Source organism: Streptomyces sp. NPDC000880, assembly GCF_053599675.1.
In genome coordinates this window covers 1-25,794 of the sequence record NZ_JBSFMS010000105.1, presented here as the reverse complement: position 1 = coordinate 25,794, position 25,794 = coordinate 1, and the positions used below count along the sequence as shown (strand labels likewise).

24 protein-coding genes and 8 pseudogenes are annotated in these 25,794 nt (G+C 67.4%); 16 read left to right on the top strand and 16 right to left on the bottom strand.

Annotated elements, in window-relative coordinates:
* Positions 1 to 354 precede the first annotated feature (354 nt).
* Both ACWDO5_RS27175 and ACWDO5_RS27170 read left to right on the top strand, forming a co-directional pair.
* Positions 355 to 621, top strand: a complete 267-nt coding sequence (locus ACWDO5_RS27175; RefSeq protein WP_450532986.1) for an alpha/beta fold hydrolase — start codon at positions 355 to 357, stop codon at positions 619 to 621.
* A gap of 448 nt (positions 622 to 1,069) precedes the next feature.
* Entirely contained in the window at positions 1,070 to 3,466 is a 2,397-nt protein-coding gene (locus tag ACWDO5_RS27170) for a GH92 family glycosyl hydrolase (RefSeq protein WP_450532985.1), read from the top strand.
* Positions 3,467 to 3,538: 72 nt separating this feature from the next.
* Here ACWDO5_RS27170 and ACWDO5_RS27165 read toward each other — a convergent pair whose 3' ends face one another.
* From ACWDO5_RS27165 to ACWDO5_RS27150, 4 genes are all read right to left on the bottom strand, one after another.
* The gene (locus ACWDO5_RS27165) at positions 3,539 to 3,754 is read right to left on the bottom strand and encodes a hypothetical protein (RefSeq protein WP_450532984.1); all 216 of its coding nucleotides are present in this window, start codon (positions 3,752 to 3,754) and stop codon (positions 3,539 to 3,541) included.
* Positions 3,755 to 4,058: 304 nt separating this feature from the next.
* Positions 4,059 to 4,700, bottom strand: a complete 642-nt coding sequence (locus ACWDO5_RS27160) for a Rid family hydrolase (protein ID WP_450532983.1) — start codon at positions 4,698 to 4,700, stop codon at positions 4,059 to 4,061.
* Complete coding sequence (locus ACWDO5_RS27155) at positions 4,697 to 6,298, bottom strand: flavin monoamine oxidase family protein (RefSeq protein WP_450532982.1); 1,602 nt, start codon at positions 6,296 to 6,298, stop codon at positions 4,697 to 4,699. The genes ACWDO5_RS27160 and ACWDO5_RS27155 overlap by 4 nt, the downstream gene beginning before the upstream one ends.
* A gap of 648 nt (positions 6,299 to 6,946) precedes the next feature.
* Positions 6,947 to 7,807, bottom strand: a complete 861-nt coding sequence (locus ACWDO5_RS27150; protein ID WP_450532981.1) for an SCO2400 family protein — start codon at positions 7,805 to 7,807, stop codon at positions 6,947 to 6,949.
* 670 nt (positions 7,808 to 8,477) lie between these two features.
* Between ACWDO5_RS27150 and ACWDO5_RS27145 the strand changes: the two genes are divergently transcribed.
* Positions 8,478 to 9,605: an asparaginase gene (locus ACWDO5_RS27145; protein ID WP_450532980.1), complete on the top strand. Its 1,128-nt coding sequence runs from the start codon at positions 8,478 to 8,480 to the stop codon at positions 9,603 to 9,605.
* On the opposite strand, the pseudogene ACWDO5_RS27140 reads toward ACWDO5_RS27145, so the two are convergent.
* The 3 pseudogenes from ACWDO5_RS27140 to ACWDO5_RS27130 all read right to left on the bottom strand — a co-directional run.
* Positions 9,602 to 9,763, bottom strand: a pseudogene (locus ACWDO5_RS27140) (IS701 family transposase); the annotation flags it as partial. The gene ACWDO5_RS27145 and the pseudogene ACWDO5_RS27140 sit on opposite strands and share 4 nt — an antisense overlap.
* 9 nt (positions 9,764 to 9,772) lie before the next feature.
* A pseudogene (locus ACWDO5_RS27135) lies at positions 9,773 to 9,871 on the bottom strand (hypothetical protein); the annotation flags it as partial.
* A pseudogene (locus tag ACWDO5_RS27130) lies at positions 9,843 to 10,016 on the bottom strand (hypothetical protein); the annotation flags it as partial. The pseudogenes ACWDO5_RS27130 and ACWDO5_RS27135, both read right to left, overlap by 29 nt.
* Before the next feature lie 174 nt (positions 10,017 to 10,190).
* Between ACWDO5_RS27130 and ACWDO5_RS27125 the strand changes: the two are divergent.
* A complete protein-coding gene (locus ACWDO5_RS27125; RefSeq protein ID WP_450532979.1) occupies positions 10,191 to 10,967 on the top strand; it encodes an alpha/beta fold hydrolase in 777 nt (258 codons plus the stop codon).
* Positions 10,968 to 11,160: 193 nt separating this feature from the next.
* Here the strand turns inward: ACWDO5_RS27125 and ACWDO5_RS27120 are convergent.
* Positions 11,161 to 11,752 (bottom strand): annotated as a pseudogene (locus ACWDO5_RS27120) (TetR/AcrR family transcriptional regulator).
* A 183-nt stretch (positions 11,753 to 11,935) separates the two neighbouring features.
* Between ACWDO5_RS27120 and ACWDO5_RS27115 the strand changes: the two are divergent.
* Both ACWDO5_RS27115 and ACWDO5_RS27110 read left to right on the top strand, forming a co-directional pair.
* Positions 11,936 to 12,715: a hypothetical protein gene (locus ACWDO5_RS27115; RefSeq protein ID WP_450532978.1), complete on the top strand. Its 780-nt coding sequence runs from the start codon at positions 11,936 to 11,938 to the stop codon at positions 12,713 to 12,715.
* A gap of 261 nt (positions 12,716 to 12,976) precedes the next feature.
* Positions 12,977 to 13,186, top strand: coding sequence for an acyl-CoA carboxylase epsilon subunit (locus ACWDO5_RS27110; protein ID WP_450532977.1), 210 nt, complete (start codon positions 12,977 to 12,979; stop codon positions 13,184 to 13,186).
* Positions 13,187 to 13,303: 117 nt separating this feature from the next.
* Here ACWDO5_RS27110 and ACWDO5_RS27105 read toward each other — a convergent pair whose 3' ends face one another.
* Positions 13,304 to 13,738: a VOC family protein gene (locus tag ACWDO5_RS27105; RefSeq protein ID WP_450532976.1), complete on the bottom strand. Its 435-nt coding sequence runs from the start codon at positions 13,736 to 13,738 to the stop codon at positions 13,304 to 13,306.
* Positions 13,739 to 15,326: 1,588 nt separating this feature from the next.
* The gene (locus tag ACWDO5_RS27100; RefSeq protein WP_450532975.1) at positions 15,327 to 15,821 is read right to left on the bottom strand and encodes a peptidylprolyl isomerase; all 495 of its coding nucleotides are present in this window, start codon (positions 15,819 to 15,821) and stop codon (positions 15,327 to 15,329) included.
* A 320-nt stretch (positions 15,822 to 16,141) separates the two neighbouring features.
* Here ACWDO5_RS27100 and ACWDO5_RS27095 point away from each other — a divergent pair, with 320 nt between their 5' ends.
* The 7 genes and pseudogenes from ACWDO5_RS27095 to ACWDO5_RS27065 form a co-directional block, all read left to right on the top strand.
* Positions 16,142 to 16,540, top strand: a complete 399-nt coding sequence (locus tag ACWDO5_RS27095) for a methyltransferase domain-containing protein (protein ID WP_450532974.1) — start codon at positions 16,142 to 16,144, stop codon at positions 16,538 to 16,540.
* A 178-nt stretch (positions 16,541 to 16,718) separates the two neighbouring features.
* Positions 16,719 to 16,946: a hypothetical protein gene (locus ACWDO5_RS27090; RefSeq protein ID WP_450532973.1), complete on the top strand. Its 228-nt coding sequence runs from the start codon at positions 16,719 to 16,721 to the stop codon at positions 16,944 to 16,946.
* A 134-nt stretch (positions 16,947 to 17,080) separates the two neighbouring features.
* Entirely contained in the window at positions 17,081 to 17,557 is a 477-nt protein-coding gene (locus ACWDO5_RS27085; RefSeq protein ID WP_450532972.1) for a hypothetical protein, read from the top strand.
* Positions 17,558 to 17,990: 433 nt separating this feature from the next.
* Positions 17,991 to 18,194 carry a cold-shock protein gene (locus tag ACWDO5_RS27080; RefSeq protein WP_307665468.1) on the top strand — a complete coding sequence of 68 codons (204 nt, stop codon included), beginning with the start codon at positions 17,991 to 17,993 and terminating at the stop codon, positions 18,192 to 18,194.
* A 44-nt stretch (positions 18,195 to 18,238) separates the two neighbouring features.
* The gene (locus tag ACWDO5_RS27075) at positions 18,239 to 18,676 is read left to right on the top strand and encodes a TMEM175 family protein (protein WP_450532990.1); all 438 of its coding nucleotides are present in this window, start codon (positions 18,239 to 18,241) and stop codon (positions 18,674 to 18,676) included.
* The gene (locus ACWDO5_RS27070; protein ID WP_450532971.1) at positions 18,673 to 19,245 is read left to right on the top strand and encodes a GNAT family N-acetyltransferase; all 573 of its coding nucleotides are present in this window, start codon (positions 18,673 to 18,675) and stop codon (positions 19,243 to 19,245) included. Before ACWDO5_RS27075 ends, ACWDO5_RS27070 begins: the two co-directional genes overlap by 4 nt.
* A gap of 81 nt (positions 19,246 to 19,326) precedes the next feature.
* Positions 19,327 to 19,713, top strand: a pseudogene (locus ACWDO5_RS27065) (Tn3 family transposase); the annotation flags it as partial.
* A 326-nt stretch (positions 19,714 to 20,039) separates the two neighbouring features.
* Here ACWDO5_RS27065 and ACWDO5_RS27060 read toward each other — a convergent pair.
* A pseudogene (locus tag ACWDO5_RS27060) lies at positions 20,040 to 20,984 on the bottom strand (transposase); the annotation flags it as partial.
* 258 nt (positions 20,985 to 21,242) lie between these two features.
* Here ACWDO5_RS27060 and ACWDO5_RS27055 point away from each other — a divergent pair.
* Positions 21,243 to 21,797, top strand: coding sequence for a GNAT family N-acetyltransferase (locus tag ACWDO5_RS27055; protein ID WP_450532970.1), 555 nt, complete (start codon positions 21,243 to 21,245; stop codon positions 21,795 to 21,797).
* A gap of 68 nt (positions 21,798 to 21,865) precedes the next feature.
* Here ACWDO5_RS27055 and ACWDO5_RS27050 read toward each other — a convergent pair whose 3' ends face one another.
* The gene (locus ACWDO5_RS27050; RefSeq protein WP_450532969.1) at positions 21,866 to 22,186 is read right to left on the bottom strand and encodes a hypothetical protein; all 321 of its coding nucleotides are present in this window, start codon (positions 22,184 to 22,186) and stop codon (positions 21,866 to 21,868) included.
* A 413-nt stretch (positions 22,187 to 22,599) separates the two neighbouring features.
* Here ACWDO5_RS27050 and ACWDO5_RS27045 point away from each other — a divergent pair.
* Positions 22,600 to 23,104 (top strand): annotated as a pseudogene (locus tag ACWDO5_RS27045) (Tn3 family transposase); the annotation flags it as partial.
* Between the two features lie 118 nt (positions 23,105 to 23,222).
* Here the strand turns inward: ACWDO5_RS27045 and ACWDO5_RS27040 are convergent.
* The 4 genes from ACWDO5_RS27040 to ACWDO5_RS27025 all read right to left on the bottom strand — a co-directional run bounded on the left by ACWDO5_RS27040 (position 23,223) and on the right by ACWDO5_RS27025 (position 25,571).
* Positions 23,223 to 23,726 (bottom strand): dihydrofolate reductase, encoded by a 504-nt coding sequence (locus ACWDO5_RS27040; protein WP_450532968.1) that lies wholly within the window; start codon positions 23,724 to 23,726, stop codon positions 23,223 to 23,225.
* The gene (locus ACWDO5_RS27035; protein ID WP_450532967.1) at positions 23,723 to 24,520 is read right to left on the bottom strand and encodes a thymidylate synthase; all 798 of its coding nucleotides are present in this window, start codon (positions 24,518 to 24,520) and stop codon (positions 23,723 to 23,725) included. Before ACWDO5_RS27035 ends, ACWDO5_RS27040 begins: the two co-directional genes overlap by 4 nt.
* Before the next feature lie 79 nt (positions 24,521 to 24,599).
* On the bottom strand, positions 24,600 to 25,184 hold the full coding sequence (locus tag ACWDO5_RS27030; RefSeq protein ID WP_450532988.1) for a site-specific integrase: 585 nt from the start codon (positions 25,182 to 25,184) through the stop codon (positions 24,600 to 24,602).
* 90 nt (positions 25,185 to 25,274) lie between these two features.
* Positions 25,275 to 25,571 carry a methyltransferase domain-containing protein gene (locus ACWDO5_RS27025; protein WP_450532987.1) on the bottom strand — a complete coding sequence of 99 codons (297 nt, stop codon included), beginning with the start codon at positions 25,569 to 25,571 and terminating at the stop codon, positions 25,275 to 25,277.
* Here ACWDO5_RS27025 and ACWDO5_RS27020 point away from each other — a divergent pair.
* Positions 25,453 to 25,794, top strand: a pseudogene (locus ACWDO5_RS27020) (hypothetical protein); the annotation flags it as partial. The gene ACWDO5_RS27025 and the pseudogene ACWDO5_RS27020 sit on opposite strands and share 119 nt — an antisense overlap.

Below are 25,794 nucleotides of genomic sequence, written 5' to 3'. Positions count from 1 at the left end.
CTCCCCCATCGTCTCCCTCCAAGGGCCGCTTCCGCAGATATAAGCAGTCGCGAGCCCGGCAGCCGGCGACTCGGCTGCCTGAGAGGGCCCCCTCCTAGCGGCGTCCGGCCGCCGCGCGTGCTGCGACCGTGAGGCCACTCTGGCTTGGCGTGCACGCCCACTCAGCGCCCACCGAGGTACGGGGAGGCTTCGACCCGCATACTCGAGTATCAGTTCGATAAAGTGCGGTGGAGGTGTCGCAGCCGGTTGAGGCGCTCTACGGCATCGGCCCAGCCGCGCGCCGGGTCAGCTCCTGGCGCTCCTTCGGCGGCGCCGTGGCAGCCAGGGCGCCGAGACCGGACCATGGAGGTGGAGGTGCATGTCATAGGCGAACGGGTCGACGCCGACGGGGCCCGGATCTGGGTCGAGCGCCGAGACCGAGGGCCCGATGTGTTGCTGATCGCCGGGCTGAGCGATCCCGCCGAGGCCTGGCAGCCACAGCTCGACGGGCCCTCCGATCGTTACCGGCTCATCGCCTTCGACAGCCGGGGTGGGCGGGACGCACGCCACTGCCTGAGCGGCCGCTATCGGTACCCATGGTGGCTGACGACGCCGCGGCCCTGCTGCGGGCGCTCCAAGTGAAGGAAGCTCATGTCGGCAGCGGACGCCTGCCGGCCCGTTCCTCCCGCGCCCGGCGCAGCGCCCGTAAGTACGTGGTGTCCACGGATCCCGCGCGCATCCGGTCACGTAGCTCCTGGTAGCCAGCCGACGCGGTGGCGTCCGTACCGACGCCGCGGGCGCGGCAGCCCTCCCGGGGCCGGACTGTGTGCGATGGCGGCGAGCTCCGTGCGGTGCGCGAGGCTGGTGTTCATCCGGCGGGTCAAGTCGGCCTGGTGAGGTCTGTTTTGCTTCGCCTATGCGGAGAACGCCGGGCGTAGCTACAGGCGTCCCGAGTCCGCGTCGAGCGGGCGTGGTGCGCATGGATGTCGAAGCCGGGGCCCGCTTCGGTCCACTCTCTTGACTTGGGTCACACCAACTGTAAGCATCCGAGCTGCTGTACGACAACGTTGTCAACCGGGAGGCATCGAACATGCCTAGATTCGGCACTCGCTGGCGCACGGCAGTGGGAGCGATCGCAACGGCAGTAGCGGCGGGCATGCTGGGCGCTCCCGCCGCCGGCGCCGTGCCGCGTTTGGTCTCGGATCCGACTGTCTACGTCAATCCGCAAGTAGGTACCACCACTTCGGGAATGACGTTCCCCGGAGCAGCAATGCCGTTCGGGATGGTGCAGAACAGCCCGGACACTAATGTGGGAAATGCCGCCTACAACTACGAAGCCACCACTCTGACCGGCTTCAGCCAGGTGCATCTCTCCGGTATCGGATGTCCCGCGGGCAGTTGGATCCGGGTCATGCCGACCGTGGGCGACGTGACCGACACATCCCTCACGGCGAACATGTCCAAATTCAGTCACGACACCGAAGTGACGAAGCCGGGCTACTACGGCGTGACGCTGGAAAAGCACAACATCCGCGCCGAGTTGACCTCGACAACCCGCACCGGCGTGGACCGCTTCACCTACGACGAGGGTGAGCAGGACCGCAAACTGATCGTCAATGTCACGGACGTTTGGGGGCAGACGTTCGCCAGCGATGTGAAGGTCGTCGGCAACAAGATCCAGGGGTCGGTGACGAGCGGCTCCTTCTGCGGGCCCAACCGGCCGAGCCGTTACACCCTGCACTTCAGCATGACCCTCTCCGAGCCGATCGCCGAGGTCGCCACCTGGAACCGCGGCGAGAAGGTCCCGGTCGCCGGGCGTACTGCTGCCACCGGCGGCGCCGTGGTCTCCTTCGCGCCAGGCGGCAGGGCCCCGGTCGTCACCCACACCGGCGTCTCCTACACCTCGGTCGAGGGCGCGGAGAAGAACCGCGTCGCCGAGCTGACCAAGGGCTCGAAGCCCGGAGGGAAGCTGAAGTCCTTCGACACGGTGCGCGACGACGCTCACGAGGCGTGGAAGAAGCAGCTCCAGAGCGTCCGGGTCTCCAGCGACTCGACCGAGGATCTGAAGACCTTCTACACCGAGCTGTACCACGGGCTGCTGCACCCGTCGGTGGGTCAGGACGCGGACGGCACCTACCGGGGCTTCGACGGCAAGCTGCACAAGGTCGCGCGGGGCGAGGACTACTACCAGATGCTCTCGATGTGGGATACGTACAGGTCCCAGAATCAGCTCATCGCGCTTCTCGAACCGAAACGCGCGACGGATATCGCCCGGTCGATCCTGGCAATCTACGAGCAGGGCGGATGGGTGCCCCGATGGTCGCTCGGCCAGGCTGAGACGAATGCCACCAGCGGTGACCCCGTAACGCCGTTCATCGTCACTCTGTATTCGCGCGGCCTGCTCGACGACAAACTCTCGGAAAAGCTCTTCGCTGCGCTGTGGAAGAACGTCAACGAGGTTCCGCCACCGGCGACGAACATCAAGGCACGGGAATTCAACCCGCAGTATCTGTCCAAGGGCTATATTCCGGCCGAGCTCAGTCCGAACGAGGCCGCTTCCATCGGTCTCGAATACTCGCTGGCGGACTGCACGCTCGGCACGATGGCCATCGGTCTCGGCAAGTTCGAAGAGGCGGATGCCCTTCGCCCGCGCTGCGACGAGTTCGCGCACATATGGAATCCGGACATCGAGTCCAAGGGCTATGTCGGATTCCCCCATGTCCGCGCGGCTGACGGCAGTTTCGTACCGACCGACGCGGTCGTGAACGGCAAGGGCTTCAAGGAAGGCACTGCCTGGCAGTACCAGTGGCTCGGCCAGCAGCACCCCGAGGCGCTCTTCGAGCTGATGGGCGGAGCCGGCGAGGCCGAGAAGCGGCTCGACACGTTCTTCACCTTCCCGGCGATCCTCGACGACGTCTCGACGGCGGCCTCGAAGCACTGGGTGACAGGACCGATCGACTACAACGGCCACTTCGAGTTCAACCCGAACAACGAGCCCGACTTCCACGCCCCATGGATGTACGCGTGGACGGAGAGCCCTTGGAAGACGTCCGCGGTGACACGCGCCCAGCGCGCGCTCTACACGGACACGTACAACGGTGTTCCCGGCAACGATGATCTCGGCGCCAGCTCAGCCATGGCCGCGTTCGCGATGCTGGGCTTCTTCGAGGCCCAGCCCGGCTCGGGCAACTACATCTTCTCCGCGCCGATGTTCCCGAAGGCCGTGATCACGCAGTCCGACGGCACCAAGCTCACGCTCAACGCCCCGGGCGCGAAGGCGTCGGTCAACCAGTACATCGACAGGCTGACCATCGGTGCAGAGAAGACCGAGCGCAGCTGGATCTCGCACCATGACCTGCTCGCCGCCGGCACTGTCGACTTCAAGCTCACCACGGACGGGGCGTCGTCCAGCTGGGGACGCGGTAGCGAGAACCAGCCGCCCGCCATGCTGGGGGCCGAGGAGGTCCCGGCCGCCAAGTCACCGTGAGGGGCAGGAGGCAGGCGGCGTAAGGAAGAAGTGAACGGCCCTGGCCTGATCGGTCGATCCGGCCAGGGCCGTTTACCTGGCGGCGTCCGGAGGGTAGTGCTTCGGCAGAGCCGCCTGAGGAACCTGCCTCCCGGTCTCCGGGTCGCAGCAACCCTCGCGCCGCATGTGCCGCCCCACCTCCAGCCAGTCCTCCGCTCGCCGGGCAGCGCGCCGCTCGGCGGTGGCGCCGCTGAAGGCGGCCACCAGCCCGGCCTGTTCGAACCGCATGCCGCCGCGGAGCACCGACACGGTGCGGATCAGCGCGTCAAAATCGTTGGTGGCCGCGGTGAAGGAGAGGGAAGCCGTGCGGGATCCGGCGGCCGCAGCCTGCAGGTCGATGGCGGCGCCGCCGGCTGCGACGGCGGTGGCTGTGGCTGTGACTTGCAGGAATCTGCGGCGGGAGAGAGCTGAGCTGAGGTGTCTGCAGTGTCCAAGGGAGGTCCCAGTGCACGTGAGTTGTGTGCCGGACAGGAGAGATCTCAGGGGCGATGTACGGGGCGGAGCCCGGTCGTGGACCCCGCCCCGCGTGCGGTTTCCTGGCGAACTGCGTTGATCAGCGCTTCTTGTAGGCCGCGGTTACCTCTACCTCGACGAGCCACCCCTTCACTGCCAGCGAGGCGACCTCCATCGTCGCCCGCGCCGGGCGGGCCTTGTTGGCGAGCAGCGGCGGCTTGGGGGCGGAGGTGCCCATGGGTACCGGCACGGCATCCTGCGACTTGAGGTCGACGTTGGCGAAGTACTGCCGGTACGCGCGATTCCAGCCCGCGTAGTCGGCAATCCCGACCCCCGGCGGCTTCGCCAGGTAGCACTTCATGGTGATGACGTCGGCCGATGTCAGGCCCGCGGCCTCGAGGTTGGCCTTGATGCTGCGAAGCACGACGAGCGCCTGCGCCTCGGTGACCGTGACGCCCTCGGCCCCCTCGGTGAGGGAGGGGTCGGTGTAGCGCTCTGGCGTGCCCTCCGGTGCGCCCGGGTTGAGTGCGGACGGCCCGAGGCCGCTGCTCTGGTAGACGGCCACCTCTCCCCCGGTCGCCACGCCGGAGGCGATGGCCGGGTTCGACTGGCCCTCGGGCAACATGACGCGTACCTCCTTCGGGTGGGGCCACCAGCTCTTGGCGTCGGCCAGCGCGGTTCCGCCGGTGAGGAGCGATGCAGTCAGGGCCGTACCCATGAGCACCTTCGTACGCCGCTTCATGCGGCCATCACCCTCTCGTGAATGTCGGTCACGACCTTGCGGGCCGAGGTGAACGCGCCGTGCTGCCAGGCGATGACGTGGCTGAGCCAGTCGCCGGCGAAGTAGACGTGCCCTGCGGGCTTGTTGAGCAGCGAGTACTCCGGGCCGGTCTGCGAGGGCCAGCCCACCCAGCCGCCCTCGACAAAGGGTGTACGGTGCCAGGCCACGCTGAAGGAGTGGTCGAGCTCGGTGCGGTACTTGTCGCCGTGGATCTTCACGCCCCGGCTCACCGCCCGCTCCACCCGCTGGGCGTGCGGGAGTTTGCTGTAGGCCAGGGCGTTGTCGCCGAAGTTGTAGTAGCCGATGAGCGTGCCGCGGCGGCCGTGGTAGCCGTAGGAGGGGTACCAGATGGTGGCCAGGTCCGTGTCGGTCGGCGTGATGCCGCCGTAGATGTGCTCGTCCGTCTCCCACCAGCGGCTGCGGTACTCGAGCCCGACCTTGCCGACGGGGGTCGCGACCGGGTACTTCAGCGCCGCGGTGATGTCCGCGCCCAGATTGTGCTTGACCCGGGCCATGACCATGGGCGGGATCGCCGCCACGACGAAGTCGGCGCGCTGGGTGCGGGTGTGGCCCTGCGCGTCCTCGTAGGTGACCTCGGCGCCGTCCTGGAGGTCCTTGACCTCCACCGCCTTGGCACCGTAGGTGATCCGGCCCTGGCCGATGGCCTTCGCCAGTGCGTAAGGGATCGCGTCCATCCCGCCCACCGGCTGGAACATCAGCATGGCCTGGTCGTAGCCGAACTCGAAGGAGAAACGCTGCCCGACGCCGCTCGCGATGACGTCCGAAAGCGACGGCACCGGGCCGAGCACCGTGCCCTCCTCGAAGGCCGCACCCGGCTCGGTCGAGTAGCCGCGCCGGTCGGTGCCGGTGTAAGCAAAGCCATCGGCCTTGCCCTTGATGGCTCCGAAGTTCTGCAGGAGCGCGATCAGTCGCTCCTTGTCGTCGGCCGTGAGCTCCTTGTCCAGTGCGCCCCGGTCGGTGGCCTTGGCGAGCAGCTCGGAGACATACCCGTAGACGTCGGCCTTCGCGGTGCGCCAGCGGATCGCCTCGCCTGCAAGGGCCGCGCTCTTCTCGTGGTAGATGTACGCATTGGCGTTCTGGTTGGTGAACACCTGGATTGGAACGTCGAGTTCACGGCAGTACTCGAGCGAGACGTGGGACTGCGGCAACCGGGCCGGGCCCGCATTCATGTACTGGCCTTTGGAGAACGAAGCCGTCTGGGTGCGCCCGTCGAGGTCGGTCAGTGTCGTGCCGCCACGGACCGTCCAGTTGCGGCCGCCGGGGCGGTCCTTCGCCTCCAGTATCTGGCAGTTGTAGCCGGCCTTGCCGAGTTCGTACGCCGTCGCCAGGCCGGCTATGCCGCCGCCGAGTATGAGGACCTTCTTACTGTTGCGTCCGGTCAGCGTGAAGTCGCTCTTGTGGGGCGCCCGGAATTCCTCAGCCCGTACGTCCGGGACCGGTGCCAGGCCCAGCGCGCCCATCGCCGAGTACAGCATTCCGGCGCCCCCCGCGATCCCGACAGATCGCAGGAAGCCACGGCGGGATGCTTCTGCAGCCATCAATTCCTCCTCACCCGCAGCCCTCGGCCCGGGGGCGGGCCAGAGGGCATCGTCCGATCGACCCGGTCACGTGGAGGGAGAGTTGCTGATGAGACCGGTGGTGCGCCCCATGAGCCTCCGTCAGGAGTGTTACAACGCCATACCAATGACGTATCCATGGCATGAGCATGTACAGACAAGCTCTCGCCGCCAAAGTCCAGGGAGACCAGAGCCGATGCGCAAGGCGCGCCACTCCTGCCAGCAGTCGCTGATCGGCTTCACCGCGCACGAGGGCGCGGATGGGGACTGGGAGCCATTCGCAACCCCCTTGAGCAGGTTGGTGCTCAGCGCAGCCTGGTCGGTTCGACCTTGATCGCGACGGTGGCAGGCCGGGGTCAATCGGAAGGGGATAACGGCGTGGGCCCGGCCTCGCTCATGCGGCCGCGCCCGTGATGGCCTTCTGTGGAGCGTCCCGCCAGAACGGCGCCGCGGGGGCGTCGGTACCGTGATGCCGACGCGACGGACCGATGGGCCGTCGCCGGCCCCCATTCCGTGAGGAGCTCCAGGCGCCCGAGCCGTCGGGGCTGTCGCGCCCGCTCGAGAGTGCCTACGCCACCCACGTAGGCGAGATCAGCGGAGCGGACGCCCGGAGCGATGGCAACGGCGCAATCAGCCGACGCACAGGACAAGCAAGCAGACCCGCGCCGGTGACGTCGCCGTGGGCGCAGGGCTCGCAGTCGACGTGTCCCCCGCAGAGCCGTCGCCGGAGGGCGACGAGGGCGTGGTCGTCGGTGGGACCGCCGGATCCGTCTGGGGGCCGGACACTCCGTTGGCCGCCGCGGGCGGGGTGGTGTCGGGCTGCGGGCTCGTCGTCGCGGTGGGGCGGGCGGTGACGGTGGTGTTCTGCGGCAGGCGCCTCGCCGGAGGGGCGGCCACGGTGCCCGTGGCGTTCCGCGGTGGGCTGGTGGTCTTGGGCGGTTTGGTACTGGTGCCGTGATCCCGCGAAACGCGGGCGTCGGTCTCCGCTGACGACGAGCCGGTGACGTCGGTCCGGGGCGTGGCCGAGGCTTCCGGCTCCGGCGCCGAGGCTGCCTGTGCGACGTCGGTCGAAGGTCCGTCCGGCAGGAGAGCGAAGGTCAGTCCACCGCCGACAAGCGCGACCGCCGACACGACCGCGGCCCGACGCTGCTTCTTCTTCCACACCGCCATCTGGCGACGCCGGGCCGCGCGGCCCTGCACCGCGGGGGCCGCCTGCTGGGAGCCACTGGAGGGCCCGAAGTCCGAAGCGTCCGCCATCGCATCCTCGGACGCCTCGGAACCGATCGGTACGGCATCGTAGAAACGAGGGCCGTGGTAGGACTCCGAGGCCGGGAACTCCTCCGTGCGCCATGCCTCCCACGTCGTTGCGATCTTTGCAGCCGCGTCATCGAGGTAAGGGGCAGGCGGGGCGATGTCCGGAGCGTATGCGCCGCACCCGGGACAAACCAGAGCCCCGTTGAGGGTCCGACGGCATGAGGAGCAGTAGTCCATCCGTGATCTCTCTGTGCTGGCTGCGCCGCCAGGGACGCCGGCGACCTGTATCAAGTTCGCACGCGGGATCGAGCGGACAGTAACGTTAACGGCACCTGTCGAAGGCCGTGCGTAGCTCTTGTGGCGCTTTTGCGAAGGTTGCTTACTGGTGAGTTTGCGTTCAGCGGGCCGGATGCAGCCCGTCCGACGGGCCGGTATACGAGGCTTCGCCGAGTACGTCGTGTCGTACGGGAGCGCGGCGTAGCCACTCCGATGCCGCGCAACGGGACGCCCCCGGCCAGCAGTTGCCTGGCCGGCGCGTACAGAGCGTCGCTGCGCTCGCCGCCGCCGTGGTGACTCCCGAATCGCCGTTGGCGTTGCACTACGGAGTTCGTGGCCTCCAAGTCCTGAACCGGCGCTCCTGCTCCGTTACGGCTCTGGCCGCGCAACCCTCAACGTCCGCAAGGCGCTTCGGCGCCGCGTTCGGCGGAACGCCGAGTACGACGGCCGTCCGGCATGCGGACGCCTCCCCGGGAAACGTCGATTTAACCCGGTGGGACGTAGTGCGAAATGCGGCTCAGCCACCTTTCTCCCGGACCCTGCTTGATCCACCCCGATCAATCATTCCCGGCACTCCCGGCGATCCCGGCTGCCCAGCCAGTCCTACCGATTCCGGAAAAAGGGGTGCAGTATGCGAAGAATCCTGCGTCGAACCGCCTTGCTGACGGCCGTTGTGGTCCTGACGGCAGGCACAGCTGCCGCCGCCGAGCAGCAAAAGGCGCCAGTCAAACGGCCCAAGGTCGCGGTCATCGGCACCGGCGGAACGATCTCCGGGGTGAGTAAGAGCCGGGTGGACTTCCAGGACTACCAGTCGGGCAAGATTGCCATATCCCAGCTGGTGGGTGACCTCAAGCCCGAGGTGGACCAGGTCGCCGACGTCTCCACCGTGCAGTTCGGCAACGCAGGTTCGGGCAGCTACTCCATAGCCGACTACCGCAGGTTGACCGAGACCGTCGACAAGGCGCTGCGAACGAACGACGCGGCGGTCGTCACCACCGGCACCGACACGATGGAGGAGTTCGCCTACTGGCTCGACCTGACCGTCCGCAGCGACAAGCCCGTGATCCTCACCGGGGCGATGCGCCCATGGACCGTCATCGGCACCGACGGCCCGGCGAACCTGTACAACGCCATCCAACTCGCCGCCAGCCGCAAGACGACCTGCTTCGGCAGTGTCATCATGCTCAACGACGAGATCCAGGCCGCCCGCGAGGTCCGCAAGACGGACGCGCTGCGCATGGATACGTTCAACAGCGGTTCCAGCGGCGCCTTGGGCGTAGTGGACCAGGACCGCGTCCGGATCAACCGGGCGCCGGCGCGGGTGGACAAGTGCGGTAAGGCGAGCTGGAAGACGCCGTTCGATCTCGACAAGATCGCGGGCGCGGGGAAGAGCCTGCCGAAGGTGGAGATCGCCTACAGCTACCAGGACGCAAGCGGCGAGGCCATCAAGGCCTTCGCGAACTCCGGCGCGGCCGGCGTCGTGACCGCGGGAACGGGCGCGGGCGGTATCTCCCCGGCGATGACGGCGGCACGTAGCGAAGCGGCCAAGAAGGGCGTGGTCTTCGCCTCCACCACCCGTACGGGCAGCGGTGCCGTCTACGACGACTCGGCGGACGGCCCGGTTATCGGCGCGGCGGACCTCAGCGCGCAGAAGGCTCGTATCCTGCTGCTGCTCTCCCTGGCGACCACCAAGGACGTGGACACGATCCGCGGATGGTTCACCACCCTGGGCACGGCCGAGTTTGTGAGCCGCGGCTAGTAGGGAGCTGTTGGAGCGGGACCAGGGCCTGATAGAGAGTCAGGCCCTGGCAGGGCTTCGGGGAAGGTCCGCTGTTCGGTCAGGAACAGGTGGGCGGCGGTGACCAGGGTGACGTGACGGCGCCGGCCGGCGAACGAGCGGCCCTCGAAGTGTTCGAGCGGTGCGGTTCACCGTCGGGGATCCGGCACTTTGCCCGCCGTCCCGCCGCCTCGGGCCCGTTCCCAGCACCGGGGCAGGAACAGCCGCCACGACAGCGGCCACGAAGCAGTGTCGGACGTGGCATGGACACTGACCCCGGTTTGGCAGTTGCCGACCGCCCAGCATGCCGGAGTACTGCCGGGCCATCCCCGGCGGGCCCACACCATCATCCGGGAAACCGGTGTCGTCCCCCGCCCAATCCTGCGGCCGCACCACCCCAATCGCCCGGCGGGCCGGCCGGCGGCGTCACGCCCGCGACCGCCGGTTCTCCACCATTTCCAGCCGGACCGCTCTGATCTCTCGCAGTCGTAAGCTGTACGCAAGGGTGCCGAGACGAGGCGCGCGGCTATGAGGGCAGTGGGCAGGCACACGGTCAACGAAGGCCGCTTGTGGCATCGCCGGGCCGAGCTGGTCTACGACGACGCCGGTGAGGGCCTTCCCACTGTGTACGCGCACGGCGGGTTCGTCAGTCAGGCCGCCGAGGACCGGATGGGCCTGTTCGACTGGGCGCCGGTCCTGGACGCGGGGCAGCGCCTGATCCGCTATGACGCCCGGGCACACGGGCGATCCACCGGCGACCCCGTGGACACCGACTACACCTATCCCTCGCTCGCCGACGATCTGCTGGCCCTGCTCGATCATCTGGGCGCCGCCGAGCCCATCGATGCCATGGGCGCGTCGATGGGATGCGGCAGCGTGCTGCACGCCGCTGTCCAGGCGCCCGACCGGTTCTCCCGACTGGTCCTGCTCATCCCACCCACGGCTTGGACGACGCGGGAGGCGTATGCGCGGGTCAACCGGGAATCCGCTGACACCATCGAACGAGAGGGAGTGGACGCTTGGCTTGCCGCCAAGGGGAAACAGCCTCGCCCCGCAGTCGTAGCCGACATTCCCGAGTTCCCACCGACGCCCGCCGAGCGGGTACTGCCGGCCGTCCTGCGCGGCCTGGCGCTGTCCGACCTGCCCTCCCCCAGGGCAATCGCCGCGCTGCGCCGGCCGAGCTTGATCCTGGCCTGGGTGGATGACCTGGGCCACCCCCTGTCGACCGCGGAAACATTGGCCCATCTGCTGCCGCACGCCGACCTGCATGTGTCCCGGACGCGTGCCGACATCCGCACTTGGGGGGAACGCATGGCGGAGTACCTGACCCGGCCCCGGCCATGATCAGCAGGAGATCAGCACCCTGCGCTACGAGGCGCCGGGGCCCAATATGCCCTGCCCCGAGGGGTGGGACGACACCTGCGTGCGAGGTCAATTCAGCAAGAGCGCCCGGCAGCCAGGCAGCGGCGTCGGCTGGGCGGTTGCGCGACAGCCGCGGCGGCGTCAACCGCTTACGACACACAGGAGTCGCGGGGCTTCATGTGGTGCGCAGCGCCTCCAGCATCCTGGCCAGAGCAGCCCTGGTGTCGGCCAGATCTGTGGGGTTCGCCGACGCCGCGAGCCATAGAGCCGCCTCGTTCTTTCGCTCCCGACAGCAGGTGGGTGAGAGGCGCGACCGGCTGCGGGGCGATCGTCCCCTGATCGATCAGGACGGTGAGCGCCTCGGCCAGGTGACGGGCAGAGGTGGCTTCGTTCATCGCACGCCACTCGGTCCAGCCGAGAACTGCCGGGCCATCGACGAGCATGATCCGCTGGATCGCAGGGGCGGTGGAGGCGCTGAGGAACGTCTGGCAGCCCGTGGTCAGTTGATCCCAGGCAACCTCGTGCGCGTCCGCTGTGGCGGCAACCTGCTCGGCCACCTCCTGCTGCACCTGCTCCAGCACAGCGCGGAACAACTCGGCCTTGCTGTCGAAGTGGTGGTAGAGCGCACCCTTGGTGACCCCGGCGGCGCGGACGATCTCCGAGAGCCCCACTGCGCCGTACCCAAGGGTCGAGAACAGACGTCTGCTCTCGCGCAGCAGGGCACGCCTTGTGTGCTCCCGCTGCTGCGCCCGAACCCCGTGCGTCATGGTTGTGCCCCCGTTCTCAGGCCTGCTGAAGGTACGCCGACACGTTACTTCGCCGGGCCGGAGCGGCGTGGGGCCGGTTCACGGCGGACATGACGAGCTACGCCGACGGTAATGCGAGATCGCCGGATTCGGAGATTCCGTCGAGGCCCCGAACCACGAGCGTCCGGTGGGGCCACGCTGGTCGTGTCCGACAAAGACTTCCCCCTGGAGAGCGGCCGGCAAGTGGTCCGGCTGGCGCCGGACGAACTGCGGAAGGAGCGCCTCGATGCACTGCTGACGGAGACCTCCGTCCGTGAAATCGTGTACGTCGCGCCACACGGGGTGACGGGCGAGGCTCAGGCGACGAAGGCCCTGCAGGGGGTCTTCACACTCGCGCAACGGGCGGCGGCGCACCCACCGATGGCGGACCTGGTCATCGTCACCGACTCGGCCCACTGCGTGACCGGCCAGGAGACCGTCGATCCCTTCGGGACCGCACTGTGGAGCCTTGGCCGTACGCTGCGAATCGAGCATCCCCGCACCCAGGTGCGTCTCGTCGAACTGGGCACCGAAGGCAGCGCGCCCGCATCATCGTTGGACGCGATCCGTCATGTCGAACCGGAACTCGCCCGGCGCGACGGCTTGGCCGCCCTCGGCAGCGTCGGAACTGCCGTCTATCGCAGCGAAGTGAACACGCCTGCGAACGTTCCGGAGGGCGTTGCCCAGGTTGCCGGGGACACTCTCGCCGGGGCGGCAGACGTCGCGAAGGAGCTGCCCGCGGAGGTTGCTGCGGCACTTCTCGGGTCCGCCCGCGACGCATTCACCAGCGGCATGAACGTCATCGGCGCCATCGGGGCACTCTTCGCCGTCGGGACCGCCATCCTCGTGGCAGCGGTGATCAAGGCACCCGCTACCGGCGCAGGCGAGGAGCCGTCCGCCGATGCCGCGCTCGCTGTGGCACCGGAGAACAAGCACGCCCTGTAGGTATTGAGCCAGTCCGGGGCGGGCCGGCCATGCCTGCCCGCGCCCCGGTTGCGAAATTCAGCGAAGTACACAGCTGCGTGCGCCCGCACGATCCTGTGGCCGATCGCCGAAGCAAGAGCTTCGAGATCGTGCGGGCCCACATGCCGGCTGACCACACGGCCGAGGCGGGCCCCCTTGCCGCAGGCCGGGAAACGGATCATCGCTGGGTCGTACGAGGGGGTACAGCGACTCGCCGATTCACCGCCTCACCAGGGGGAGCACATGAGCGTTGACCCAGCAGCCACGGTACTGTGCATCGAGAAAGGTCACCCGGAGCCCGAGGAACTCGCTGCCATCGCCGCGGTCTTGCTCGCATACAAAGCGGCTGAGTCCGACACCGATCCGACGCGCCCGCGCAGCGGCTCCAAGGCCACCTGGCGACGCTTCGACCGCGCCATGGCCTTCCTGGCACCGCACAGCTGGCAGGGCTAGGAGACACATCTGCTACATCCAAGCTCGGCCTGATCGAGTGCGACCACCTCTTCATCGCAGCACTGCACACCGGTTGATGAGCGTCGCAGTGATCATTCGCTCTCGTACTGTCCGCCGCTACCGTTCGGTGTGGTCGGTATAGGCCGTGGCGAATTCCCCTGAGGGATCGATGGGTGTGATGATGTCGATCAGCACGCCGTCGGGCGCAGAGACGATGAAGTGCCGCTGCCCGAAGTCTTCGCTCCGCAGGGTGAGTTCTGGCGTGAGTCCAGCCTGTTCGACCAGCCTCAGGTGCTCCGCGTCGACGTCCGTCACTTCGAAATTGAGCAGCAGCCCCTGAGCGGGGCGGCGGAATGCCTCTGGCACGCTCTCATGCTTCGCGTCGACCAAAGCGAGTTCGTAGTGCGGAGTCTCGGATCGCCGCAGACTCACGTACCAGTCGGTTTCGAAAGTCTTCTCGAAACCGAGGAGTGTCGTGTAGAACTCCACGGATTCCTTGAGCTGCTGGCTGCAAATCACAGGGTAGAAACTGGTCAGTCCGGAGGAACTCATTGCGTCACCGTCCTGCGTTACATGTGCTGGTAGTTCAAAGAGGGGTCCTGGCGTCCAGCCCATCGCCGCGCTGCTCCGTCGTGCTGAGCGGACGAGTTCCCCAGTGCTCGGCTGTGGCTCTTCCGCGACGAGCACATATACAGGCCAACGAGCCATAGACCGGGAAGTGACGCAAATCGATGGACGAGTTGTCGCCACAGAGGCGCCGCATTCGTTGGTAGAGGTCCTGTGTCGTCAGAGACCTCTCGCACACCACCCCACGAGCACCATGCAGCGTCCCGTCATGTTCCTCGAAGAGTTGAACGGGATCCGAAGCACGGCTCCCGGAGCGGAAGGCACTTGGAGATGACATCGGAGGCATGGCCGAAACGTGTACCCAGCTCTTCCGGTCTCATGGAGGGGTTCGATAGGCCGAGCGGAGACGCACATGTGTGGCTCCTGCGGGCGCCGGCCTCCTGGAAGAAGGATGCACGGGCGCCTTCCGAGCTCGACGACAGCGAAAGGGCGCGAGCAGCTTCCTTTGCGCATCAACGTGACCGCCTGACATACCTCTCGAGCCACGTCACGTTGAGACGTTTGCTGGCCGCCTATCTTCGGGTCTCTCCCGGGGATATCCGCTTCGGACGTGAAGCATGCGCCCGCTGTGGCGGCCCCCATGGCCGGCCGGTCCTGCTAGGTGATCAGAGCGCCCTGCGCTTTTCCCTGTCCCACTGTGCGGGGGGGGCTAGTGCCCCGGCGAATCAATCCTGAGGCGGCGGCCGCGACAATGCGTGCCGCCAGTCTTGATCCATTGGAGCCCTATCCCGGGGCGAACGTGGCGTGGAAGAGCCGCTGTATGAAGAACGCACACGAGGTCGCACCGACCTTTACCTCGGTCCGTATGGGGACCAGTTCGGGATGTCGCCATTGCGGACGGGCTGCCGCTGGGGAGCGACGGCGGGCCGCCGGCCGGGACAGGGCCGAGAGGGAGATGCGTGCCGCGGGTTTCGAGCCGCTTGAGCCTTATCCGGGAGCCGGCGTGAGATGGCGCTGCCGCCACACGGTGTGCGGAGGCACGGTGTTCCCGCGTCTCGTCAAGATCCGGTCAGGAGCGGGTGGCTGCCGGGCTTGCGGGGGCCGTGCGTCGGTGGATCCGTCGGTTGCCGAGGCTGAAATGCGTGCGATCGGTATGGAACCGCTCCAGCCCTTTCCGGGGCGGGTCCGCGATCCGTGGCAGTGCCGCTGTGTGCGGTGCGGCCACATCGGAACGCCGAACCTCAACAACATCCGGCGTGGGCAGGGTGGCTGCAACGGATGCGCGCGACGCACTCCTGAGACTGCGTTCGTGGTGCCCGCGCGTGCGGAGAGTCTTTGATCCCGCGCTGTGCCGCGGGCATGCGGTATGCGCAGGGGCGCTTGGTGACGATCGCGACCTCCCCTTCACCTGCGACGCCCTGGTAACCGATGACGGCCTGACTGGCCCCACCGGACCGACCCTGGTGCGCCGAGGATTCACCGTGATGAATGCCGACACGAAACCGGCCCGTGCGCCCGTCTTCGCGAGGGACGGACGCACGGGCCGCCAACTGGCCTACGCGGCGGGTTCGAATCAGTCCCCGACAACGCCCGACTTGGCGATCGTGATCTTCGCCTTGGGAGCACCGCTGCGCGAGCCCAGGCCCTCGATCCGCTTCACGAGGTCCATACCCTCGACGACCTCGCCGAAGACGACGTGCTTGTTGTCCAGCCAGTCGGTGACGATGGTGGTGATGAAGAACTGCGAGCCGTTGGTGTTCGGGCCCGCGTTCGCCATGGAGAGCTGGCCCGGCTTGGTGTGCTTGAGCTGGAAGTTCTCGTCGGCGAACTTCGCGCCGTAGATGCTCTTGCCGCCCGTGCCGTTACCGGCGGTGAAGTCGCCGCCCTGGAGCATGAAATCCGGGATGACACGGTGGAAGGAAGAGCCCTCGTAGCCATAGCCGTGCTCGCCCGTGGCGAGCTCGCGGAAGTTCCTGGCGGTCTTGGGGACTACGTCATCGAACAGCTCGAAGACGATCCGGCCGGCAGGCTCGTCGTTAATGGTGATGTCGAAGTACACGTTACTCATGGCTTCATCCTGACACCCGTGGTCACAGGAACGCACACCGGAGCCACCCTGACGCGGAGAAACACCCGCTCCGCGGCGCGTCCGGGCGGAGCCTGCGGTCATGCCTCCAGTGCTTCGACCGGTCCCCGCCGGGGTGCTCGGCATGCCAGGCACGCAGGAGGTTTCCGCTCTGCGAGCGCCTGCGGTTCCTATGAGGACGAGCAGCAGAAGCTGCGCCTGGACGAGCTTGCCGTCGCGCTGGCCGTGGAGACGGTGGAGATTCTCGGGGGCGGTTCGTAGCCGAGCGGGTGCGGGCACCCATGTGACGACGAGGGGGAACCGTGGACTCGGACAGCATGCTGGCCGACGCTGTCACGCACCTGCGCAGCGCCGAGCCGTACGACCTGGTCCACTCCGTCCACGGCCTCGGCTACATCAACCCCCACCGGCTCCTCCCCGCCCTCGCTCAGGCCCTCAAGCCGGGCGGCCGGCTGCTGTTCTCCGTCCTGCACACCAACTCCGCCGGAGCGCCGCCCTCGAGCACGGTTACGCCGCGCCCCGAGATCCTGCCGCTGGCCGGCGGTGGCCGCCTCACGGTCCCATGTGGGTCCTCACCACCGAGGCCTGGGAGTCGCTCCTCGCCGGCCACGGTCCCGTCGTCGAGCGGATCGACGTCCTCGACGCTCCCGAGCCCGCCAACCCCGTCTCCTGCCGCCTGTTCCACGTACGCCGCATGTTGAGCGCGCAGAGCGGATGTCGCTGAGACGCGAGGCTGTCTGCTCCTGTCAGTGCGGCAGCTGAGCTGACCGTGAGGGCTCCAGCGGTCTGCACGCCGCTGTGCCGGCTGGCTGAGCCGCTCGATTCTGAGGAATGGGCGCGGCTTCGTGGCGGCACCACTCGGATGGTAGGGGTGTGCGGGTGAGCGATGTGGGATCGAGGCAGTCGGATGCAAGCGAGGGCCCCGAGCGCAGGTTCGTCGTCGGCCTGATCACGGCACCGGGCCTTGCGGAGGACTTGGCGGACGAGGCGGCGCATTCTCTGGTGGTCCGCGCGAACCGCCCGTGGCGGCTGATCGCGGGCCTCTCCCACGCCCTGGTCGGTGCGCCGGCGCCGGGGCCTTCGGGCCTTACCTCGACGGCCATGTGACAGATCTCGGACGGCATGGACATGACCCGCATGGTTCTGGTCGCGCTGGGCTCCGTGCTGGCCATCGGCGGCACGCTGCTTCTGGCCCACGGCCTGTGGGAGTGCAGTCCTCGCCCGCCGTACGGGAACGAGTAGTGCTGATCAATCTGGCGACCGTACTCACCGTCCTCCTCGTCGTGCTGACGATATTCCTGGCGCTCCTGCTGATCACCAGCATGTGCGCCATCACGCTCATTTCCGAAAGCGTCATCGAGGACCAGCTCCACCGCCGGGTCGGCATCACCACCTATCTGGAGATCGCCTGGGCCGTCGCCTCTCTGGCCATGCACGGCGGCGCAGGGCGCCGCTCCGGAGAGCAACCTCGCCGTGAGGGAAGCGGCCTACGGTTACCGTCCCAGCGAGCGGAGCGGGCCAGCCTCCGACACCTCACAGCCAAGCCGCGGCGGTGTGCCAGGAGGCGGCGGCTCTGCCGGATGATCTTTTCAGTCCGTACGGTTGCCATGGACATGGTTGACCCCGTGGGCGGCAGCACCGTCAGTTTGCATACTTATGCAACATATGTCATAGTTTTGCTATGCACAGCCCTCTACCCGAGGAACATGACCTCATGACCACTGGAGCCCACCCCAACGCTCCCGCCCCCCGCGCGAACATCGCCCTGGCTCGCGACTGCAACGAGTGCCGCGGCTGGGGGAGCGTCGTGAACGATGGCCGCCACGAGCTCTGCCCCGTGTGCCAGACCCTGAGTGCCTGACCGACGAGGTGTCCCGGTCCAGCGGCACATGCGGCACCCGGGCCAGGAGCCGGTGCTGATCTCGATGCGCCACGCCGCCACGGTGGTCACGCCGGATCACGGCGTACAGCTGCGCCTGCGACCAGGACCCCGCCCATCCTCCGGTTGCGAACGTGCTGTTCGGGCGACTTGGTCGGTGCGTTCAGTGACGGAAGCCGGCTCGCGATGGCAAGGTTCAGGAGCCGTAGCCGCAATGGGCTACGGGGCGCGGCCAAGGTCGTGCCGCGGCATGGGACAAGGGATTTGGACTGATGGCAACAGGCACTGTGAAATGGTTCAACGCCGACAAGGGCTTCGGCTTCATCCAACAGGACGACGGCGGCCCCGACGTGTTCGTCCACTTCTCCGCCATCCAGACCACCGGCTTCAAAGAGCTGCAGGAGGGTGACAAGGTCGAATACGACGTCACCCAGGGGCCCAAGGGACCTCAGGCGGAGCAAGTCCACCGCAGGTAGGGCACGTTTCCCTCGCGCGAGTACTCCGTACGGCTTCGTGATCTATACGGGCGGGACAGCGGGCGGGTCGAGGCCTTCAGCGAAGCGGTCATTGCCATCGTCCTCACATTGATGCCCGTCGAGATGTCGGCCTCGTCCCCGAGGAGGCAGGTGGTGAGGGCCTCGGAGCCGCGCGCCTGCACGAATGGCCCGGCTTCTTCGCCTATGTCATCAGCTTCCTGATCGTCGGCCAGATCTGGCTCACCCACCACAACATGTGGCGCTATGTCGAGCGGGTCGACCAGACCCTCCTCGCACTCAACCTTGCCCTGCTTCTGTTCGTGGCTCCCTTCCCGTGGACAGCCAGTCTGCTGGCGGAACTGGCGGCCGAGATGGGCATCTCGCGGGCCACAACCTCTCAGGCGTCGTGCTGCCTGCGGCGGGATCATCGATGCAAAGGCTGTTGCTTGGACGCTGGCAGCACACCGAGAATCCCGGGATGAGGAACAGCACGTCCGCCGACTTCGCCCACAAGCCCGTTCTCACTGGCGAGAAGGCTCTGTTGCGCCCCTTCACCGAGCACGACGCGACCGCCATCGCCGACGTCATCAAAGATCCTGAGGTGATCCGCTACACCTTCGAACCGTCGACCGAGCTCACCTTGGAGCGACTGCGTGCCTGGTACGGATCGCGTAGTGAGCAAGCCGACCGCCTTGACCTCGCAGTAACCGACCGTGCCACGGGAGAAGTAGTCGGCGAGGTCGTCCTCTACAACTGGGATCCGACCAACCGCAGCTGCACCTTCCGGACCCTGGTCGGCCCTCGCGGCCGGGGCAGAGGTCTGGGCACGGAGGCCACTCGTCTCATCGTGGGGTATGGCTTCGAACAAGTTGGGCTGCACAGAATCCAGCTGGACGTGTATTCCCACAACCACAGGGCCCGGCGGGTGTACGAGAACGTGGGCTTCGTTGAGGAAGGCGTGCGCCGGCAGGCCCAACTGCGTGACGGTGTCTGGCTCGATGAGTTGGTGATGTCGATCCTTTCCCACGAATGGGACGCTCGCGGTGGCTAAGACAGACCGGCTGCGAGGGCAACGCGGGTTCAGCGACCCCGGTGCCGGCGCGTCCGGGCGCCGCCGGTCCCGCGCAGGGTTGTGGCACGTCCGCAGCCATGGTCCCGAAGCAAGCACCGAGGTGTTCTCAAAACTCGGCGACATCACTCTCACGTGGAACCAGGCGATCCCAGCGCTGAGCATCAGACGTTCTCAGAACTCGCCTACAAAGCCAGCCTGGGCACCAACATGGGCATCAAGCGGGTCGCGGTGACCGGCAAGCACGGCGAGAGCGAGGCGACGCTACGGCGGGTGCGGCACCTGTTCGTCAACCGTGCCAACATGCGCGCGGCCCTGGTGAAGCTGATGAACGCCACCTTCGCCGCCCGCGACGAGATGTGGTGGGGCACAGGCACGGCATGCGCCTCCGACAGCCGCAAGTTCGGCGCCTGGTCCAGCAACCTGATGACCGAGCGACACCAGCGCTACCGAACTGGAGTAGGAGCGGGTTCCCCGGAGCTCCCTCTCGTCGCGTAGCCGCATCTCAGCAGCTCAACCATCACCTGCAGCCCGAACGTCAGCGGTGCAGGATTCTGCCAGTGACAACAGGATTCCTGGAGAGATTCGTGTAATCTGCCGTGCCGTGGTGGATTCCAGGACACGCCTGCTGTCCGTCGTACGGCCCCGCGCGGGCGGCGACGCGGACGGCCCTGCCCAGGAGCCGGGCCTGGCGGACGACGTCACGCTGCAGCGGCGCCAGTCGGCCGCGCTTACCGACGGGGACGAGGAGTCGTTCTTCCTGGACAGCGTCGCCGACCGGTGGCCGAGGACCACAGCCACACCGGGTCGGGGTTGCGGTCGCCGGGCAGGTGGTCGACCTCCAGGCGGAGCAACGTGCCCTCGATGACCGGGAGTTCACCTTCGTGGTCGAGCCAGCAGGTGCGGTGGGTCAGCCGTGGGTGGATGCGGTCCCAGCTGCACGCGGTGGCGGTGCCGTAGCGGCTGGTCTCGGTGGTCGTGGTGTGCGCCGGTTCGGGCCAGGTGGCGGGCTTGGCCAGGGCGAACTCGGGGCCGTGCTTGGGCGGGCGGCCGTTAGTGCCCGGTGCCCGGGGCGGCTTGGGCCGTCGCAGCACCCGGTCCGAGCGGATCCGGCCGAGGACCTCGACGGGCAGGTCCGCCAGCACGAACGCGAGCCGGGTGACGTCGTAGCCGGCGTCCATCACGATCAGGATGTCCGGATCGCCGTCGGTCCAGTGCCCGGCCGTGACCAGGCGCTCGACCACGGTGCGCAGTTGGTCGGCGGTCACCGCGGTGGCGTCGTCCTCGGGGCCGAGCCGGACCGCATCTAGGATCCCGGTCCACGACGTGCGTCCGGACTCCAGGGCGGCCACGAAGGAGTAGGGCCAGCCCGGGATGAACTGCGAGACGCTCTTCGCTCGTCCGTAGACGTGGCAGAACAGCCGGTCCGCGCTGGTTGGCGCGTCGGACCGCAGCCAGGGGCTGACGTCCACCGCCAGCACGATCCGGGCGTCGTCCGTCCGGGGCACCGGCAGGCCGGCCAACTCGGCGCGCAGTCGGTCCGCCTCGATCCGGCCGCAGTTCAGCCCGTCGTACAGGGCGCCGTGGCCGCGCCGGTGCTCGGCCGTCAGTGTCAGGTCGACCAGCGACTTCACCGGCCCGTCGGCACACAGCAGCGCGTCGGTCAGCTCGAACAGACTGTCCGCGCGAGCAGTCAAGCAATCGTAGAATCGGCCCTGAATCCGGACAACACCGACAGGGGCTCGACGTGGGCAGCATCGTCCAGCAGACTCACCTTCACGGCCTTGGGTTCGATCATCAGCGTCTCGACAGCGGCACATGATCACCCCAAGGCCGCTCCGCTGTCCGGAGAACGTCAAAACCCGGGTCAGCCACAGGCTGACCACGGGCAGGGGCTATGGACAGGCAAGGCTGTACCTCATCGGCATCGAGTCGAAATGAGATGCTCGATGACCTCGAGGACTGCCAGGCTGCGCTGCATGGACGTTCATCTCGAGCCTTGGTCGGAATCCGCGCTCGGCCTCCTGCGGCGGATCAACATCCCGCAGATGCGCCGCTACGTCGGCGGCCCTGAGCCGGAGGGAAAGCTGCTCGCCCGGCACCGCCGCTACCTCGCTATGCCGGAAGCCCGCCACGGCTGCATGTTCGCCATCTTGCTTGGCGACGAGATGGTCGGCAGCATCGCCTACCACCAGCGCGACTGGCAGGGCGGGCAGATCTACGAAACCGGCTGGAACGTCCTACCGCCTTACCAGGGGCACGGCATCGCCGTTGCAGCCGGCACCGCCCTGATCACCATCGTGCGTGAGGCTGCCCGCCAGCCCGGCGCCCCCCGCAGTCTGCACGCGTTCCCCTCGACCCAGAACGCTGCCTCGAACGCCCTCTGCCACCGCCTCGGCTTCACTCTCCTCGGCGCCTGCGACTTCGAATACCCGCCGGGCAGCGGCACCCTGATGCGCAGCAACGACTGGCTCCTCGACCTCGCCGACCCAACCCTGCCGAGTCAGGCCCACGGGAGGGTTTACCGTGGCTGAGCACCAAGATCGAAAAGGTTAAAGACCAAGATGAGTTCCTGTTTGGGATCCCGGACTTTGAGCCGCGCTCACTCTCTGAGGTAACTGATGAAACTGATCAGGCACGCGACCGCAGCTACAAGAAGGAAGACCCCCATGCCGATGAGAAGCACCGAGTCGAACACTAGGTCGGTCCACTGTTCCGAATCGCTTACTGGAGGCCCGAAGCCTGAGCCATAGGTGAGCGTTGGGGAAGGTTCGAAGTTGATGATCCCTTGAACGGGAAACCAGATGGCCGCGAGCCCTCCTGCTGTCAGGAGGCTCAGCAGCACCACCACGAACACCGTGGCAATCGCTTTGCGCAATCGCTTACGCGGTCGGGGCATCTCACCCTCCAGTACCGTCTTCATGCTGGTATTCCCCAAGTGAAGCGGGGCTGGGGTTCCCTGGCTGCTCATCCAAGTGGCAGACGCTAGCAGCGTCCGGCCGGGAGGGCTCCCAAAACTGCCCCACTCCCGGACGGAGCAAGTCGATCACCGACCAGTCCCCACACGCTCGTCGACAACTGGCTGCTGCCGTCAAACGGGCCCATCTCAAGGATCCGGCCGCACTGATCGCACGTGTCCAGCAGCGGCTCGTCGTTCTCGCCGTCGCCCTCGCCCGGCTCTTCCGGTTCCAATACGGAGTACTACCCCACACCCCTGATCAGCACTACTGACGGGATCGCAAGCAGGCACTGATGCGAACCCGCTCCACGGGCGGACGCTATGCTCCAACTACACGCGGGTTACACCTCGTTCACGTCCAGAAATCGGGGAACCCGCGCGCTTCGGGCCCCGGCGTGATGATCTACTGGCACGTCGAGGGGAAATCTGTCTGTATCTACAGCCAGCTCAAGAGCTGTTCGGCCTCCGAGGTGGCCTCGATGATCGAGGGCGTGCTGCGGCACTGCACCGACATGGTCGTGGACCGGCAGTACACCGATACGCACGGCGCGTCCATCGTCGGGTTCGCCTTTGCGCACATGCTGGACTTCAAGCTGATGCCCCGGTTGAAGAACATCGGCTCGGCGAAGCTGTACCGGCCGGCCGCCGGGGAGGACGACAACTGGCCGAACCTGGCCTCGGTGCTCTCCACCAAGACGATCGACTGGGACCTGATCGCCCACGACCAGATCGTGAAGTACACCACCGCTCTGCGCCTGGGCACCGCGGAGGCCGAGCAGGTCCTGCGCCGGGTTCACCAGGGGCGGGCCGAAGCATCCTACATACCGGGCGATCGAGGAGTTGGGCCGGGCGGTGCGTACCTCGTTCGTCTGCGACTACCTCGCCGACGCAAGATGAGACGACCGCAGCTTCCGGCCGGTCGGCCGGAAGCCCAAGCCCGTGACCTTCACGTTTGAGCACCAAGACCGGTTCAAAGTTAATCAGGGTTGTGAGTTGACTGTCACCGGGTGTATCTGCGGATGCGGTAGCGCAGCCCGGACGTCGAGGACTGCCAGCCTTTGTCCTCGGCGACTTTCCACGTCAGGTCCGGTGTCGGGGCGTAAGTGTCGCCGTCCACCGTCGAGTCGACTTCAGTCACCGAGAGCATCGTGGCGTATCCCAGGGCGGCACGATAAATTTCCCCGCCACCGATCACCCATGCCACAGCAGGGGCGGCTGGCTCCAACGGCTCGGCTGCGAGTTCCAGAGCCTTGGCGATGGACCCGGCACGTTCCGCGCCTTCGACCACCCATTGTGGATCGCGAGTCACCACGATGTTGCGCCTGCCGGACAGCGGCCGGAATCGTGGAGGCAGCGAATCCCATGTTTTGCGCCCCATCACCACTGGATGACCCAGGGTGGTTGCCTTGAAATGCGCCATGTCCTCAGGCAGTCGCCACGGAATCGCGTTGTCCGCGCCGATCACGCCATCGAGGGTCTGCGCCCAGATCAGCCCGACGTTCACACCGCGACCGGGGCTTTGATGGCCGGGTGGTGCTGGTAGTCGAGCACCTCCACATCGGCGTAGGCGTAGTCGAAAAGCGAGTCGGCTTGGCGCAGACGCAACCCGGGAAACTCGAACGGGGTGCGCGAGAGCTGCTCGGTCACCTGCTCGACGTGGTTGTCGTAGATGTGGCAGTCGCCGCCGGTCCAGATGAAGTCGCCCGGCTTGAGGCCTGCCTGCTGCGCCACCATGTGCGTGAGCAGGGCATAGCTGGCGATGTTGAACGGGACGCCGAGGAACAGGTCCGCGCTGCGCTGGTACAGCTGGCAGGAGAGCTTGCCGTCGGCGACGTAGAACTGGAAGAAGGCGTGACAAGGCGCGAGTGCCATCTTGGTCAGCTCGGCGACGTTCCAGGCGGAGACGATCATCCGGCGGGAGTCCGGGTCGCGGCGCAGAGTGTCGAGAACGTCGCTGATCTGGTCGATGTGCCTGCCGTCCGGGGTGGGCCAGGAGCGCCACTGTGCGCCGTAAACCGGGCCGAGTTCGCCGTTCGCGTCGGCCCATTCGTCCCAGATGGTGACGCCGTGCTCATGCAGCCAGCCGACGTTCGAGTCGCCACGCAGGAACCACAGCAGCTCGTACACGATGGATCTGAGATGCACCTTTTTGGTGGTGACCAGCGGGAACCCCTGCGAGAGGTCGTAGCGTAGTTGGTGCCCGAAGACACTTCGGGTGCCGGTGCCCGTCCGGTCGGCTTTGGCCGTCCCGGAGGTGAGCACCAGCCGCAACAGGTCTTCGTACTGGGTATCCGCCACAGCCGTCGAGTCTACTGGCCACGACAAGGCGCACTCGACGGTCATGGCTCCCCCGTACGCCGGGGCACCGGTGGGCGGCTCAGCCCCGGCGGCTGGCGGCGGGGTCGCGTTCGGCGACGTGCCGGGCGACCGCGTCGACGCCGGGGCGGGCGTACCGCTCCAGGGAGCGGACGGAGACGTGGCGGGAGCGGGCCAGCAGCATCGGAGTGGAGGTGCCGCTCTCGGCGTCGTGCGTCAGGGCGCTGTGTCGGAGCCGGTGCAGGGTCCAGCCGTCCAGGTCCTCGATGTCCTCGGGTGAGGCGAGCGGGTTGGCCAGCAGCCGGGTGTTCTCCTCGAAGATCTCCTCAGCCCGGCGATACGACAGCCGGGCCCGGCCGGTCTCCGGGCACACGTCGAGGGTTGGCGTTCCGGCCGGGGCCTTGCGGTCGGTGAGGAACAGCGGGCCGCGGGTACGGCGGGCGATGAGGCGGGGCAGCAGATGGGCGGTGCCGGACTGCCAGTGAATCCACTCGGTCGCCCCGCCCTTGGCGGTGATCCTGCCGCGCTTGTCCTGCGGGTACAGGTCTTCCACGTTGAGGCACAGCACCTCATCGGCCCGTGCGGCGGACTCGTAGAGCATCTCCCACTGCGTCTTCTCCCGTACATGTCCGTTCGCCGTGGCTATACGAGAACTGGGCCCAGGTGGGAGCTGGTCCGCCCGGTCAAAGTGACGCGTAAAGCTTGACGAGGTACCTTCGTTCTCGACTGTGGCCATTCATGCTCCATGAATTCGAGTTCGCCAGGATGCGAGACCGCCACGCCATATCGTGGAGCCCTCCGCCGCACCTCGCCGACCAAAGCCGGTGCAGCAGCGGGGCTCTCCGTTCGTCGTACCGGAAGCTCGCTGGAGCGAGCGATACGCAGAGCACGCGGGCACCTCCTCGTGGTCGGCCATCCGCGCGTCGGGCTCGACCCCGAGCACCCGGCAGCCGACCGCCTGGAACTGCCGGGCGGCGATGCCGGTCCCGCAGCCGACGTCGAGGTTCGACGCCTTCCTCGCCGACCTCGTCATGGACCGCATCGCCCGGATCGACAACCAGGCCGCCGCCCTGCGCAACTCCGCCGGGACCGGAACCGTCGCCGACAACCTCACCGGCGCGCTGACAGATCTGTTCGGGCCGGTCGCTGTGGCGATCGTCGCTCTCGTCACCTCCCGAGACGGCCTGCGCGCCCGGTTGTGCCAGGTCCGGGTGGCCGGTATCCCGATCATGACGGAAGCCACGGCCATGATCGCC

Bases quoted from the DNA above. Each gene is read 5' to 3' on its own strand.
- ACWDO5_RS27170 (WP_450532985.1), top strand. From the start codon at position 1,070: ATGCCTAGATTCGGCACTCGCTGGCGCACGGCAGTGGGAGCGATCGCA.
- ACWDO5_RS27160 (WP_450532983.1), bottom strand. From the start codon at position 4,700: ATGAAGCGGCGTACGAAGGTGCTCATGGGTACGGCCCTGACTGCATCG.
- ACWDO5_RS27155 (WP_450532982.1), bottom strand. From the start codon at position 6,298: ATGGCTGCAGAAGCATCCCGCCGTGGCTTCCTGCGATCTGTCGGGATC.
- ACWDO5_RS27150 (WP_450532981.1), bottom strand. From the start codon at position 7,807: ATGGACTACTGCTCCTCATGCCGTCGGACCCTCAACGGGGCTCTGGTT.
- ACWDO5_RS27145 (WP_450532980.1), top strand. From the start codon at position 8,478: ATGCGAAGAATCCTGCGTCGAACCGCCTTGCTGACGGCCGTTGTGGTC.
- ACWDO5_RS27110 (WP_450532977.1), top strand. From the start codon at position 12,977: ATGAGCGTTGACCCAGCAGCCACGGTACTGTGCATCGAGAAAGGTCAC.
- ACWDO5_RS27105 (WP_450532976.1), bottom strand. From the start codon at position 13,738: ATGAGTTCCTCCGGACTGACCAGTTTCTACCCTGTGATTTGCAGCCAG.
- ACWDO5_RS27100 (WP_450532975.1), bottom strand. From the start codon at position 15,821: ATGAGTAACGTGTACTTCGACATCACCATTAACGACGAGCCTGCCGGC.
- ACWDO5_RS27080 (WP_307665468.1), top strand. From the start codon at position 17,991: ATGGCAACAGGCACTGTGAAATGGTTCAACGCCGACAAGGGCTTCGGC.
- ACWDO5_RS27070 (WP_450532971.1), top strand. From the start codon at position 18,673: ATGAGGAACAGCACGTCCGCCGACTTCGCCCACAAGCCCGTTCTCACT.
- ACWDO5_RS27055 (WP_450532970.1), top strand. From the start codon at position 21,243: ATGGACGTTCATCTCGAGCCTTGGTCGGAATCCGCGCTCGGCCTCCTG.
- ACWDO5_RS27050 (WP_450532969.1), bottom strand. From the start codon at position 22,186: ATGAAGACGGTACTGGAGGGTGAGATGCCCCGACCGCGTAAGCGATTG.
- ACWDO5_RS27025 (WP_450532987.1), bottom strand. From the start codon at position 25,571: ATGACGAGGTCGGCGAGGAAGGCGTCGAACCTCGACGTCGGCTGCGGG.